At 39.0% G+C, this 14,462-nt stretch carries 12 protein-coding genes; 8 read left to right on the forward strand and 4 right to left on the reverse strand.

Translation table 11 applies throughout. The annotated features are described in order from the left end of the window. The 7 genes from B2X33_RS01655 to B2X33_RS01685 all read left to right on the forward strand — a co-directional run. Positions 1-1,161 (forward strand): V-type ATP synthase subunit A (locus B2X33_RS01655; protein ID WP_296667120.1); only part of this gene is annotated, 1,161 nt, incomplete at its 5' end. 15 nt (positions 1,162-1,176) lie between these two features. Further along, positions 1,177-2,472, forward strand: a complete 1,296-nt coding sequence (locus B2X33_RS01660) for a V-type ATP synthase subunit B (RefSeq protein ID WP_296022544.1) — start codon at positions 1,177-1,179, stop codon at positions 2,470-2,472. Positions 2,473-2,495: 23 nt separating this feature from the next. Further along, the gene (locus tag B2X33_RS01665) at positions 2,496-3,137 is read left to right on the forward strand and encodes a V-type ATP synthase subunit D (protein ID WP_296022545.1); all 642 of its coding nucleotides are present in this window, start codon (positions 2,496-2,498) and stop codon (positions 3,135-3,137) included. 8 nt (positions 3,138-3,145) lie between these two features. Further along, entirely contained in the window at positions 3,146-5,104 is a 1,959-nt protein-coding gene (locus B2X33_RS01670) for a V-type ATP synthase subunit I (protein WP_296667123.1), read from the forward strand. Positions 5,105-5,181: 77 nt separating this feature from the next. Beyond that, entirely contained in the window at positions 5,182-5,610 is a 429-nt protein-coding gene (locus tag B2X33_RS01675; protein ID WP_296022547.1) for an ATP synthase subunit C-like protein, read from the forward strand. A 157-nt stretch (positions 5,611-5,767) separates the two neighbouring features. After that, positions 5,768-6,886, forward strand: a complete 1,119-nt coding sequence (gene ispG / locus B2X33_RS01680) for a flavodoxin-dependent (E)-4-hydroxy-3-methylbut-2-enyl-diphosphate synthase (RefSeq protein ID WP_296667125.1) — start codon at positions 5,768-5,770, stop codon at positions 6,884-6,886. A 36-nt stretch (positions 6,887-6,922) separates the two neighbouring features. After that, complete coding sequence (locus tag B2X33_RS01685) at positions 6,923-8,008, forward strand: hypothetical protein (RefSeq protein ID WP_296667128.1); 1,086 nt, start codon at positions 6,923-6,925, stop codon at positions 8,006-8,008. 4 nt (positions 8,009-8,012) lie between these two features. On the opposite strand, the gene B2X33_RS01690 is transcribed toward B2X33_RS01685, so the two are convergent. From B2X33_RS01690 to B2X33_RS01705, 4 genes are all read right to left on the reverse strand, one after another. After that, positions 8,013-9,611, reverse strand: a complete 1,599-nt coding sequence (locus B2X33_RS01690) for a hypothetical protein (protein WP_296667130.1) — start codon at positions 9,609-9,611, stop codon at positions 8,013-8,015. Next, positions 9,612-11,033 carry an undecaprenyl-phosphate galactose phosphotransferase WbaP gene (gene wbaP / locus B2X33_RS01695; RefSeq protein ID WP_296667133.1) on the reverse strand — a complete coding sequence of 474 codons (1,422 nt, stop codon included), beginning with the start codon at positions 11,031-11,033 and terminating at the stop codon, positions 9,612-9,614. Positions 11,034-11,099: 66 nt separating this feature from the next. Beyond that, entirely contained in the window at positions 11,100-12,170 is a 1,071-nt protein-coding gene (locus B2X33_RS01700; RefSeq protein WP_296667135.1) for a glycosyltransferase family 4 protein, read from the reverse strand. Between the two features lie 2 nt (positions 12,171-12,172). Next, positions 12,173-13,306: a glycosyltransferase gene (locus B2X33_RS01705; protein WP_296667138.1), complete on the reverse strand. Its 1,134-nt coding sequence runs from the start codon at positions 13,304-13,306 to the stop codon at positions 12,173-12,175. Positions 13,307-13,575: 269 nt separating this feature from the next. Between B2X33_RS01705 and mnmL the strand changes: the two genes are divergently transcribed. Next, on the forward strand, positions 13,576-14,462 hold an 887-nt coding region (mnmL, locus tag B2X33_RS01710), incomplete at its 3' end, for a tRNA modification radical SAM protein MnmL/YtqA (protein WP_296667141.1).

A 14,462-nucleotide genomic window follows, 5' to 3' on the forward strand; every position in this document is an offset into this window, starting at 1 on the left:
GCAGTTAACTGTTACGAAGAACGTCTTGCGCCGACAGAAACAATGGTTACTAAGGTTCGCCTTATCGACACATTCTTTCCTGTTGCAAAAGGCGGCACTTACTGTATTCCAGGACCTTTCGGCGCTGGAAAAACGGTTCTTCAGCACACAACTTCAAAATATGCAGACGTTGACATTGTAATCATCGCTGCCTGCGGTGAACGTGCCGGTGAAGTTGTCGAGACTCTTACTGAATTTCCTGAGCTCAAAGACCCGAAAACCGGAAAATCCTTGATGGAAAGAACAATCATCATCTGCAATACTTCTTCAATGCCAGTAGCTTCGCGCGAGGCTTCTGTTTATACTTCTGTAACTTTGGCTGAATATTACAGACAGATGGGCTTGAATGTTCTTCTTCTTGCTGATTCGACTTCCCGCTGGGCACAGGCTCTGCGTGAAATGTCTGGTCGTCTTGAAGAAATTCCGGGAGAAGAAGCATTCCCGGCTTACATGGAATCTTATATTGCGGCTTTTTACGAGCGTGCTGGACAGGTTCGTTTACCAGACGGTTCTGTAGGTTCTGTAACAATCGGCGGCACGGTTTCTCCTGCTGGCGGTAACTTTGAGGAGCCTGTAACACAGGCAACTTTGAAGGTTGTCGGTGCTTTCCACGGACTTTCACGTGCTCGTTCAGATGCCCGAAAATATCCTGCGATTGACCCGATTCAGTCATGGTCAAAATACAAAGGAGTAATCGATTCAAGCAAGGTAAGCTTCTGCTTTGATATTATGAAAAAAGGCGTTGATGTTGCTTCTATGATGAAGGTAGTTGGTGAAGAAGGAACTTCCCTTGACGACTATCTTGTTTATCTAAAAGAAGAAATGCTTGATGCCGTTTACTTCCAGCAGAATTCTTTTGATGCAGTAGATGCAAATGCAACTGTTGAGCGTCAGAAGTACGATCTTGATAAAATCATTAAAATTCTCGGTTCTTCTTTTGACCTTGCAGATAAAGATGAAGCAAGAACTTATTTTAACCAGTTGCGTCAGAAATTCCTTGACTGGAACTACACTGAAGAGCACAGCGATGCTTTCAAAAAAGTTGAGTCAGAAATTGACGAACTTTATTCATCAAAAAACGGCAAACTTACAGCTCAGGCTGAATCATTGCTTAAGGCTTAAGAAGGACGGTGAAAAATGAATAAAATATACAGCAAAATTGAATCAATCACTGGTTCCGTAATTACAGTAAAGGCAGAAGGCGTAAAATATAACGAACTTGCAGAAATTACAACTCGTTTTGGAAAATCTCTTGCAGAAGTAAACAAAATTGATGGCGATACAGTTTCTTTGCAGGTCTTTGCCGGCGGACGCGGTGTTTCCACAGGTGATCAGATTCGCTTTTTAGGACACGATATGCGTGTTTCTTTCGGAGATGATCTTTTGGGAAGAATTTTCAACGGTTCTGGAGCTCCTCGTGACAAGGGCCCTGCTCTTACTGAGAATATGACAGAAATTGGAGGTCCTTCAGTAAACCCTTCAAAACGTATTCTTGCAGAAAGAATGATGAGAACAAACATTCCTATGATTGATATGTTCAATACTCTTGTCGTTTCTCAGAAACTTCCTATTTTCTCTATTTCGGGCGAGCCTTACAACCAGCTTCTTGCGCGTATTGCAATGCAGGCTGAGGCTGATGTAATCGTTCTTGGCGGAATGGGACTTAAATACGATGACTTCCTTTATTTCAAGAAAACTCTTGAGGAAGGCGGCGCATTGAGCAAGACTGTAATGTTTATTCACACTGCCGCTGACCCGACTGTAGAATGTATCAAAATTCCTGATATGTCTCTTGCAGTTGCAGAGCAATTCGCTTTACAGAATAAGGACGTTCTCGTTCTTCTTACAGATATGACTTCTTATGCAGATTCTATGAAGGAAATTGCGATTACTCAGGAACAAGTTCCTTCAAACCGTGGTTATCCTGGAGATTTGTATTCTCAGCTTGCCGCGCGCTATGAAAAGGCCGTTGACTTTAAGGGAAGCGGTTCCATTACAATTCTTGCAGTAACAACAATGCCTGGTGATGATGTAACTCATCCTGTTCCAGATAACACAGGTTATATTACAGAAGGCCAGTACTATCTTAAGGGCGGTCGTATCGAGCCGTTTGGTTCGCTTTCACGCTTAAAGCAGAATGTAAACGGAAAAACAAGAAAAGATCACCGCGCTTTGATGGACGCCATGATTCGTCTGTATTCATCTTACAAAGACACACTCGAAAAAAAGTCCATGGGCTTTATGATGTCTAAATGGGATGAAAAACTTTTGAAATACGGTGAGCTTTTTGAAAAAGAAATGATGGACTTGTCCGTAAATATTTCTTTGGAAAATGCGCTTGATTTAGGATGGAAGATTCTTGCGGCCTGCTTTGAAAAAGACGAAACAGGTATAAAATCTGAATTGATTGCAGAATTCTGGCCGAATAAATAATTCCTGTTTGGAGATAAAATTTAATGGCAAAAATTAAGCTGACTAAAAATGAGCAGAAAGCACAAAAAGACGCGCTGAAAATGTATCAGCGTTATCTTCCTACGCTCACGCTCAAAAAACAGCAGCTTCAGTCTGAGATTAGAACTATCGACGCAAAAGCAAAAGAAGTTCGTCAAGCTAGAATTCGCCTTGAAGAAGAATTCAAGATTTGGATAGGTGTTTTTGGCGAAGAACAGGCTTTTAAAAGCGACATGGTTACAGTTCGGAACATAAAAAAGGGTACTGGAAACATTGCCGGTGTTACAATTCCAATTTACGAAGGCGCAGATTTTTCTCGCGGAGATTACGATTTGTATGAAACTCCGCTTTGGATTGATCTTGCGGCTGACAGAATGGAAAAAGCCCTTTCTTTGGATCTTGAAGCTAGTGTGCTTGATGAACAGGTAAGATTGCTCTCAAAAGAACTGCGTACGACTTCTCAGCGCGTGAATCTTTTTGAAAAAGTAAAAATTCCTGAAGCAAAAGCAAATATTAAAAAAATTTCAGTTTATCTTGGCGACCAGCAGGTCAGCGCGGTTGTGCGTTCAAAAATCTCTAAGAAAAAGATTGACCAGCGTAACCGTGCGGCTGTTGCCGCGGCTGAAAAAGAGGGGGCTTGCTTATGATAGTCCCAATGAAAAAATTAAGCATCGTTGTTTTAGAAAAAGAAAGGCGGCAGGCCTTAAAGACTCTTCGCCGTCTTGGAGTGGTTCATGTTGAAGAAGTAAAAGGAGAAAGCGAAGAACTTTCATCTTTTAAGAATAAAAACTCAAAAATTGAACTTGCCGTTTCTCTTTTGTCTGAAATCAAGACAAAGAAAATTCCAGAGACGTCAATGCTTTCAAAAGATGACTCATTTGCTCTTGCAGACAAAATCATCAGTTTGACGGAAGAAAAGAAAAATTTGTTTTCTTCGATTGCGGCAGACAAAACTGAACTTGACCGCCTGAAAAAATGGGGCAATGTTGTTCCTGAAGATTTTGATTTCTTGGCAGAAAAAGGCGTTTATCTTTCAATGTATGAAATACCATCGTCTAAATATAATTCGATGGACGAAAGCATCGATACTTTGCTGGTTAACGACGATAAAGACATTTCGCGCTTTTTTGTGATTTCTGACCACAAATTGGCACAAAATGAACGTCCAGGAAATCTTCCTCCAGAAGCATATCGTGTTGTTTTGCCAAAAAAATCAACGGTGCAATTGGCTGATACTATTGAACAGAATAAAAAGCGAATTACTGAAATTGATTCAGAACTTGCAGATTCTGTGAAATATATTCCATCGCTTAAAAAAGCTGGCGAAAACTTCTGTAAAGATATTGAATTTGAAAATCTTTACAGCGGTATGGGTGTTGAAGAAAAAAATGAACAGAAACCAGAAGAAGTTAGGCTTGCCTGGCTTACTGGTTATGTTCCTGCAGAAGAACTAGAAAAAGTAGAAAAAACAGCTGTTGAGAGCAAGTGGGCATTTGCCGCAGATGATCCTGCCGCAGACGACACCGTTCCTACAAAATTAAAGAACAATAAGTTTGTAAGCCTTATTTATCCTGTTACGGACTTTCTTGGAACTGTTCCAGGCTACAATGAATTTGACATTTCAAACTGGTTTCTTTTGTTCTTTACGATTTTCTTCGGCATGATTTTTGGAGACGGCGGATACGGCGGAATTTTGCTTGCTGGCGGAATTTTTGCTATGGTTCCTTCATTTAAGAAAAAACAGGCACCTTCGCCAATGGCTTTCCTGCTTTCTCTTTTAGGATTGGCAACAATGGTTTGGGGAGCCGTAACTTGCACTTGGTTCGGGCTTAAACCAGAGCAGCTGCCGGATTGCATAAAAATGCTTTCTGTTCCGGCCTTGTCAAACGTTACATCTGCAAAAGAAGGCGTTAAGATGGTTCTTCACAGTGCTTCTGGCGCAGTAACTGAAATAACTTATTCAGCCTGGGTAAAAGAAAACCTTCAGATTTTCTGTTTTACGCTTGCTTTGATTCAGCTGGCTATTGCGCATTTGAAAGGCATTGCAAAAAATATACGTTCGCCAAAATTCTTGGGAGATTTGGGTTCGCTTCTCCAGCTTTGCGGCATGTACTATGTAGTTTTGAGCATGGTAGTTGATGGAATAAGATTTCCTCTTGGAATTACTCCTGAAAGTTACTGGCTTTTCGACAAAATTCCAGTTGCATATATTGCGCTTGGAGCAATTGCATTTGGTTTTGTCCTGAGTTTTGTATTCTCAAACTATGAAGGAAGCATAGGAAAGAGCATTCTTGAAAGCTGCAAGAACATTGTTTCTGTGCTTTTGGGCGTTGTAAACGTATTCTCTGATATTGTTTCTTACATCCGTCTTTGGGCTGTGGCTCTGGCAGGTGGAGCAATAAGTGCAACGGTAAATGAGATGGCAGGTCCAATGCTCGGCCATCTTGCAATGTTCATCTGTGCGATTTTAATTCTTACCGTAGGACATGGTCTGAATATGATTCTGAATGTTCTTTCGGTTATCGTTCACGGCGTACGTCTTAATACGCTTGAATTCTCAACACACTTGGGAATGAGCTGGACAGGTTTTAAATACAGACCTTTCAGTGAATAAAAATAAAAAATCCAGCAGTTGTGTAGCTGCTGGATGAAATAAGAAATTGTCATAAACTTTATTAAAGGAGAAATATTATGGAATTTTTAGGACAGTTTGGTTGTGCGATTGTAATGGGTATTGCTGCTCTTGGTTCGGCAATTGGCATCATGATTTCTGGACAAGCTGCAATCGGTTCTTGGAAACGCTGTTACATGGCTAACAAGCCGGCTCCGTTCATTCTCACTGTATTCGCAGGCGCTCCGTTGACTCAGACAATCTACGGCTTCCTTCTTATGCAGACAATGATGGGCTCAAGCGCAGCTCCTGGATTTAAATTTGGTGTTGGACTTATGTCAGGTATTGCAATGTGCGCCTCTGCTATTGCTCAGGGAAAAGCAGGAGCTTCTGGCTCAGACGCTCTTGGCGAAACAGGAAAAGGCTTCTCCCAGTACATCATGGTTGTAGGCCTTTGTGAAACTGTTGCTTTGTTTGCAATGGTATTCTCAATGGTTGCGCTCGGCTAAAATAAATAGTCTTTCGTAAAAGGCGGTCAGATTTGAAGTTAAATGCCTTCATTTTTGGCCGCCTTTTTTTGCCGACTCTGAATTCCTGTAAATAGTGCATTTTACAGGAATTCTGCTTAAATTGCATTTTTTGCAGCTTAACATTATAATTTTAACTATGAAACAAGATTTTAAGACAGCCGAGTTTAAGAAAACTAGAGAAGTTCATATTGGCGGCAATGGAAATACAGAGCGCATTATAATCGGTGGCGATTCTCCGGTAACAATTCAAACAATGTGGAAAGAAGGGATTACAGATATAAAAGATAATCCAAAGAAAATTGAAAAAATTGTACAGCAGATAAACAGCTTAAAGCTTTTAGGCTGCGATATTATTCGTTTTGCAGTTCCTGACATGGAAAGCGCAGAAAGTTTTATTCAGATTTGCCGAGCTTCGACTATGCCGCTTGTTGCGGATATTCATTTTGATTATAAACTTGCATTAAAGTGTCTTGAAGGTCCTGTCGGTGCTATCCGAATAAATCCTGGCAATATCGGTGCTAGAGATCGTGTGGAAGCTGTTGTAAATGCCTGCCAGGATACAGGAACTGCAATCAGAATTGGTGTAAATACAGGTTCTTTGCCGCATGATTTAGCGGAACAGGTTAACCGCGGAAAAATAAGCCGCGCGCTTGCTTTGAGCGAAACTGCCGCAAGAGAATCCGCTGTTTTTGATGAATTGAATTTTAATCAATTTGTTGTGAGCATGAAGGCAAGTTCTGTTCAGGAAACAATCGATGCAAATGAGGATTTTGCCCGCCGCTTTGAGATTCCTTTGCATGTTGGAGTTACAGAAGCTGGCCCTCTTATTACAGGTGTTGTAAAGTCGACACTCGCATTCAGCCATCTTTTAAATGAGGGAATTGGGAATACAATCCGCGTAAGCTTGTCATCATCTCCGGAAAATGAAGTAGTTACCGGGCTTGAGATTTTGCGCGAATGTGGAAAAAGACAGGGCGGAATAAAACTTGTAAGCTGTCCTCGCTGCGGCCGTCTTGGTTTTGATGTGCATGGTTTTATGCAGCGATGGCAAAATAAACTTCTTTCAATGAAAAAAGATATTACGGTTGCAGTTATGGGTTGTGTTGTAAATGGACCAGGCGAAGGAAAACACGCAGACATTGGAATCGCTGGGGCTGGTGGAAAAGCGATTCTTTTTAAAAAAGGCGTGATTGTCAAAACTGTAGATATTGAAAAAGCCGATGAAGTTTTTGAAAAACTTTTAAATGAATTTTAGTGCATTTGTGAAATCTGCATGAAAAAAGGATATTTTATGACAAAAAAATGTTTGTTATCTTTTTGTTTTCTCTTCAGTTTTTGTGCATCAATTTTTTGCGTAAGTTATTCTGAAAAATCCTGGAGAATTTTAGAGCAGGCTCAGGTTTGCTTTGATTCTGGAAATTACGGAGATGCCTTAAAATTTGCAAGAGAAGCTTCTGTTAGCCGAAAGAATGAGACTGAAAACGAGTTTAATGTTTTGGACAAGGCGATTTCCCCAGCCCAGGTAAGAAAGGCGGGAGATGAATTTTCTGCCGTCCTGAAGGTTTTAAAAGAACGCGAACAGAAAGAAGCGGCCGATATAATTGAAAAGTATCTGAAACTTTACGGAAACTCTTACTATAAAGACAGCATTCATAATATGCTTGACTGGTTAAAAGAAAGAAATGTTTATCCTGAGGCAGATTATTTGACTGGAAAAATATATCAGGTCGAAGGTGAATATGCGCAGTCGCTTTCTTTTTTTGAGCGCGCCTACAGTGAGAAAGACTATCTTGATATTTCTGACATGCAGTATGAAATTTTGTATTCGATTGGTTTTATTGCAAAAATAAACGGCGATCTTGAAAAATTTGAAAAAACGCTTCTCTTAATTTTGAACAACGATGAATTTTTTAAGAATGAATTGCTGAAAAAATCAATTACAAAAGCGATTTCTGACGATAAAAATGAAAATGTGGACAGAATTTTTCTTCTTTACCGGGCGGATTCAAAATATTCACTTATGGCCTTATCTGAATTGGGAGACTTGTACGAAACCCGAAAAGAATCAAAAAAAGCGCTTGAATGTTCTTCATTGGCGGCGGTCGAGTCCTTTGCTCACATTTTGACTGCAATAGAACAGAGAAATTCCCAGTTTAAATACACATCGCTTGAAAACTTTTTTGAGGAATGTAAAAAATACGAAGAAATACTTATTTGGGCTCAGAAGAATAATGTCTGGAGTATTTTTTATCAGCTTGCAAAAAGGGCAGGTGCCAATGGAAATATTATTTTTGCACAAACCCTGTATTCTGTGATGGCAAATTCGATTCCAGATTCATATTACCGCTCGCTTTCTGCCGGGCAGTTAAGTGATTAGTTTTTTAATAGAAAAGTCCGATTCCAATTGAAATTTCAACTGCAGAAACATTTTTGCGCCAAGAGTCGTCAATAAGTTTTGACACGGCTTTCTTTATGATTTTTCTTCCAACGTCAATTCCTGCGCTTGCCCGTACAACAAGACTTCTCCATTTTGCAGGATATACGAGAACTTCAAGACCAGCGCCATACCATCCGTCTTTTATTGCAAATGTCTTTCCTGTAATCAGATTGTCTGCAAATGCAAAGTCAAAAAACGGCGAAATGTGCATTTCAAAATCAAAATAACGCATCCATGTTAAATGGTTTGTAAGCCATGAATTTTCACCAAAACAGAATTTGTTAAATTCATTCCAGTCTGTCGTTAAAATGCGGATTGGAATGTCTATGTTTCCGACAATTGCTGCCTGAGTGCTGAGAGCTTTTTGCGGCTCTCCAGAAAAGCCTTTGGCTTCCCAGTCGTCAGATTTATAGCGCTGGTCATCGCGGATTCCACGGAGGTAAGAGCCAATCTGAGTATTTTGATTGTAGTTATAAAAACCGTAGAATCTTGAATTGATTCCGATCCGATTGTTAAAAGATTTGTAAAGCGAAACCGTTCCAGATAGAGTCGCAATATATTCTTTTTTTTGGAAGTTGTAGCCAATATACTGATCAAAGGAAAGATCAACTCCATCGCGAAAATTTTCATGCCAGTTTACGCGGCCTGTCGAAACCGAGTGTCCGATTTTTAGAGTAGGGCTTGAAAGATCTTCGTTTTCTTTGTTTATGCCATTTTTATCCCAATAGCAGTCATAAGAAACGTACGGCCCCCAATTTACATCTCCAAAGTTGTCAATTTTTGCAATTTTATAGGGGAGTGAAAGAGTTGCTCCTTCTGTCAAATACAGTTCATCATCGTATTCTGTGTAGTCAAAATTTCGTTCAATTCCCTGAGTTAAGTCAAGTTGCAAAGAGAAATTTTTAAAAGGAAGTTCAAAAACGAATCCTGTGGTGTAAGAAAATTCCGGTTTTGATTTTCCGAGCGTGTAATCAAGGCTAAAGCTGTTTTTCCATTTTGAATCGAGAACCCACATTTTAAACGGATAATCGTATTTTAAGTTTATGCCAAAGATAGAGTCATAATCGCCTGTATCAGTGTCGGTGTCTTTTGGTTCATATGAAAAATTAAAGTCCAAATCCAAAGTTTCGAGAGTGCCGAGAAAATTGGTGTCTTTTGCTTTTAATTTTAATATAAGGCCGTCGTTTGAATTGTATTTGGGATAGGGAACCATTAAAAAATGCTTTGAATCCTGGGTCGAAATATTGAGTGTAACGTTTACAACTTCATTTTCGTCAGGAACCGCATCATATTTTGCATAAATGACCGTGGATTCAATGTTTCGTTCGTTCGCAAAAAGCTGTTTTATATTTTCAATATATGAATGAAGCTCATCGTAATTCTCAAAAACTCTTTTTTTGTCAATTTCAATGTTTTTTTCAAGGGCGTATGGCTTTGTAATTCCTGTAATATCATAATTCACCTGATTGATTCTGTATCCTTCAGCAGCCAAAGAACCTAATGCTAAAAGTGAAGCAAAAATGAGTAAAGCCGAACGTTTCATTTAGTAAGCACCTTTTCCTTTTATAACGATATAAATGGTCTTTATTATAATCCAAATATCAAGCCATACAGACCAGTTCTGAATATAATAAGAATCCAAAGTAATTCTCTCTTCATATCCTGTATCTGAACGGCCGGAAATTTGCCACATTCCGCTTAATCCCGGCTGAACGCTTAAAATAAGCTCTGCTTTGTCGCCGTATTTAGCAAGTTCGGGCGTTGTGACTGGACGCGGTCCAATAAAACTCATTTCTCCTGTAAGCACATTAAAAAACTGAGGAAACTCATCAAGACTGGTTTTTCTTAAGAATTTTCCGATTTTTGTTACGCGCGGATCATTTGTAAATTTCCGGTCTTTTTCCCATTCTGCCGCCATAACAGGATCTTTTAATATTTCATCGAGCATTTGGTCTGCATTTACAACCATCGAACGGAATTTCCAGCATTTGAATTCTTTTCCGTTTTTGCCGACCCTTTTGTGACCATAAAAAACAGGACCAGGACTTGAAACTTTTACGCAAATTGCCGTAATCAGAATAATCGGAATAATCAACGGAGAAGCGAGAAGAAGTAAAAAAAGATCGACAAGGCGTTTTATGCAGATACTCAGTTTTTTTGTGAGATTATGAGTCGAAGAAAAACCAAGGATTCCGCCAAAATCACGGACGTTTGCCGAAAGAGTGTTGAGCGCCTGTGCATCAGGAATTGTTATTGTATAACGGAAATATGAATTTATAAGGTCGAAATTTTCTTCCCAGTCAATGATGATTGCAACTTTTATTCCTGTCTGTCTTATTACGCTGTCAAGTTCCCTTGAAGGCTTGTAGACTGGAATGTCTTTATAAAGCGAATTTTCAGCAGCCTTGCTGTCCAAAATTATTGCCGGTTTATAACCAAGATCCTTTCTGCTCAAAAGACGGTCTACGATAAAATAGTCTTTTTGACCGCAAAGCATTATTACAGCAGGAACGCCAAACCATTTTGTATTTTTTAAAAGATGTCTTGCAAGCTCGCGTCCACATGGAAGAAAAACAAGGGCAAAAGGTGTTGCAAGAATAAATGCAACCACAATCGGCCATTTATCATCGGCCTCTTCAACTGTAATAGAAAGGGCAATTCCTGTAAAAACAAAAAACGAGCAGATTGCAAATTTTTTAACTTCGTCTGCCGGAGGAAGCGAAATTCCCGGGTAAAGCCCTGCCGCATAAAAAACAGAAATCATCGGCAGAAGGTAAATCCAGTATGTTATGAATGACCGAAAGTTTATCCACGAATGGTTGATAAAGTTTATTATAAAGAATGAGGTTCCTATGGAAAGCATAACCATAAGGCAGTCAATTACGGCGAGAGCAAATCCTGATGTAAAGGAACTTGTCCTCCAATACTTTTGATTAAAATAGGTAAGATATTCTTTTTCGGTCATAGTAAACTTCATTATATAGAAATAACTTAGACTAGTCTATTAAGTTACAAATGTATTAAAATTTAGTTAATTTGTTTTAATAACAGACGTTATCTTTTGTATAATCAATGTTGCCGAACGTTTGTATGAATATTTTTCTTTAAGTTCTCCGAGCTCAATTTTTGCAGGATTTTTTTCAATTTTGAGCAGCTTTTCGCAAAGTTCCTGGCTGTCGCCGCTTTTAAAGAACATAACAGGAAAATCGCTGTAAATTTCCTTAAAGACAGGAATGTCAGAAATAATTGCAGGTGTTCCGCAAACCATTGCTTCTAGAGGAGGAATTCCAAACCCCTCGTATAAAGACGGCTGGACCAAAGCCAATGACGATTCATAAAGCTCTTTTAATTTTTCGTTTGAAATTTTTCCTGTAAAATGAACTTTGTCTTCCGAAAAAGTTTCGAGCCTCTGAACAGTTTCTTCATCGCCAGTGCGGAAGTTGTCCTTGTTTCCGACAATTACGAGTTTTGATTTTAGCCCTTTGCCGCAGGCTTTTTCAAAAGCGTCCAGAAGGGTCTTTAAGCCTTTGTGTTTTTTTATGTTGCCGACAAAAAGAATCGAATTTGTTTTTTGAGGCAGAGACTCGTCTTTATTCGCCAAATACGATGGAAAAGAGTTGTAGACAACAGAGACAGGCTTTTTGCAGTTGAGTTTTTCTAGAATTCTTGATTTTGAGAATTCCGAAACCGTAAAAACAGTTTTTGATAAATTGACAGCGCGCTGGTAAAAGAATTTTCTAGCAAGCCTTCCAATAAAACCAGTAAGTTCCGGAACATCAAGAAATACAATGTCATGAATTGTCGTGAACACAGGCACAGTTATTCCTGACGGAACATTGCAATACGGCGAAAAATAACACTGGTACGAGTTTATTTTTTTGATGATTTCTTGTGGAAACGAATAGATTTCTTTGAGCGAAAAACACGGAATGTCGCAGAAGCAAAATTCAACATTTTGCATGCGCACAAAAGGCATGCACTGTTCGTGGGTTCCGATTAAAAGACATTCGTTTTTTTCTAAAAAATATGGAATAAGCTCAGAAATAAAAGTTCCGATTCCTCCTGAGCCAATCATGCGGCAGTCAATCGCAATTCTTAACATTCTTAATTTTCCTTACAAAAACTAAAGCTTTTTAAAGTCTGTTCAATTTCGTCTTTAATTTGGGCACAGAAACGTTCTGTAGAAAAACTTTTTGCATGAGAGGAAATCTCTGCCGAATTAAAACATTTCTGCTTTTCAAGGGTTTCAAAGCTTTCAATCGCTTGAATAACGCTTTCTGTTTTCTGTTCCCTGAAAAAAACTCCTGTTTTTCCGTCGATTACAGTTTCGAGCGAGCCGCCTTTTGCAAAAGCAATTACCGGTCTGCCGCAGGCCTGGACTTCAACAGGAATAATTCCAAAATCTTCTTCCGCGCCAAAAATCATCGCCCGGCACCGCATAAGATAATTCTGAACCTCTCTGTCGCTGATTCGGCCGGTAAATTTTATGTCCGCGCCCTTGTATTTTGCCGCAAGAGCCTTGAGCTCTTTTTCCTGGCTTCCGCCGCCAATTACAACTAGCTTGCGTCCGAGTTCGCCGCAGGCAGAAATTGCAAGATCAATTCTCTTGTACGGAACAAAACGGCTAAAAACTACATAAAAGTCTTCAGGCTCAAGACCATTTGGACAAAGCCTTTCGGTGTCTACAGGAGGATAAATCACCTTGCTGCCGAGATTCCAATATTTTTTTATTCTGCGCTGAATATATTTTGAATTTGCAATCAGAGAATCAATTCTTTGCGAAGAAACAAAATCCCAAAGCCTTATGGAAGGCATAAATTTGTTCATGAAAAACGCAACAATTTTTTTAGAACGCTTTTGATATTCAAAAAACTGATCCCATGCATACCGCATCGGAGTGTGGATATAGGCAACGTGCGGAACAGAAGGAGGAGTTATTACGCCTTTTGCACAGCTTGAAGAAGAGCACAGAACAAGATCGTACGAAGAAAAATCAAAACTTTCAAACGCTTTCGGCATAAGCGGCAGCATTTTTGTATAAAGTTTAGACGCCAAAGGAAATTTCTGCACAAAAGAAGCGTGAACTTTCTCTTTAGGAAAGATTTTCCCCATCTTTTTTTCATCGTAAACAAGCGTAAAAATATCAGCGTCAGGATAAATCTTCAAAAAAGCCTCAACAACGCGCTCAGCGCCGCCATAATTTACAAGCCAGTCATGAACAATAGCAACTCTGAACATAAAACCTCCGTAAATTGCAAGTTGAGATTTTAGCACAAAATAAAAAAAAAGTCGTCAATTCTTTTAATTTTTTATTTTGGAGCGCATTTTTTTTGCTAAGAAAAGAAAATAATATTTGCCTTTTGTTTTTTCTTTTAACCCGCTCTTTCTTCAAGTCCTCCTTCGCTTTCGCTCGTCCGGTCTTTTCGTGCGATCGGGGCTAGGCAGTTTTTTAGGCATTCGTGTTTTTTTTTCTTCTCATTCTTTCAAATTATACATTAAAATAAGACATGCTTTTTCTTTCTGATTTTTACAAAAATAAATTCGGCTGCAAAGTTTATAAAATTGCCCTCGATGCCCATTGCACCTGTCCAAACCGCGACGGCACAAAAGGAACTGGCGGCTGCATTTTTTGCAGTCAAAGCGGAAGCGGCGATTTCATCGGAACTTCAGTTTTTCTAAAAAGTCAGTTTGAAGAAGGTGTTTGCCTTGTCGAAAAAAAAGCCCGCGGGCGAAGCGGAAAAAACAAAGCGCTTTTTTTGCCGTATTTTCAGTCATTTACTTCAACTTATGGAAATTTTGAAAAATTAAAAGAACTTTATCTGGAAGCTCTTTCATTCAAAAATGTCTGCGGAATTGCGATTGCGACCAGGCCTGATTGTCTTTCTTTTCAAATTATTGAACTGCTTAAGCAAATCTCACAAAAATTTTTTGTTCAAATTGAACTTGGCCTTCAGACTTCTTGCGAACAGACTGGAAAATTTATAAACCGTTGCTACACAAATGATGATTACAAAAATGCTGTGTCTCTGCTAAAAAAAGAAATTCCAGGCGCTCATATCGTAACCCACTTGATTTTCGGGCTTCCTGGAGAAAAAAAATCGGATATGCTTAAAAGCGTAGATTTTGTGCTGGATAATTTTACGGAAGAAAACTTTTTTGGAATAAAAATTACAAATCTTTATGTTGTAAAAAACACTGTTCTTGAAAAAATGTTTGCTGAAGGAAAATTTGAATGCATGGAAATGGAAAATTATTTTGAAATATTAAAACTTGCTTTTGAAAAAATGCCAGAAAAAGCCGTAATTCACCGTTTTACAGGAGATCCTCCAAAAAAAATTGCCATTGCTCCTCAATGGGCCTTAAATAAAAAAACTGTATTGAGCTATGCAAATAA

This window comes from Treponema sp. UBA785, from assembly GCF_002297065.1.
In the GTDB taxonomy this organism is placed as follows: domain Bacteria; phylum Spirochaetota; class Spirochaetia; order Treponematales; family Treponemataceae; genus Treponema_D.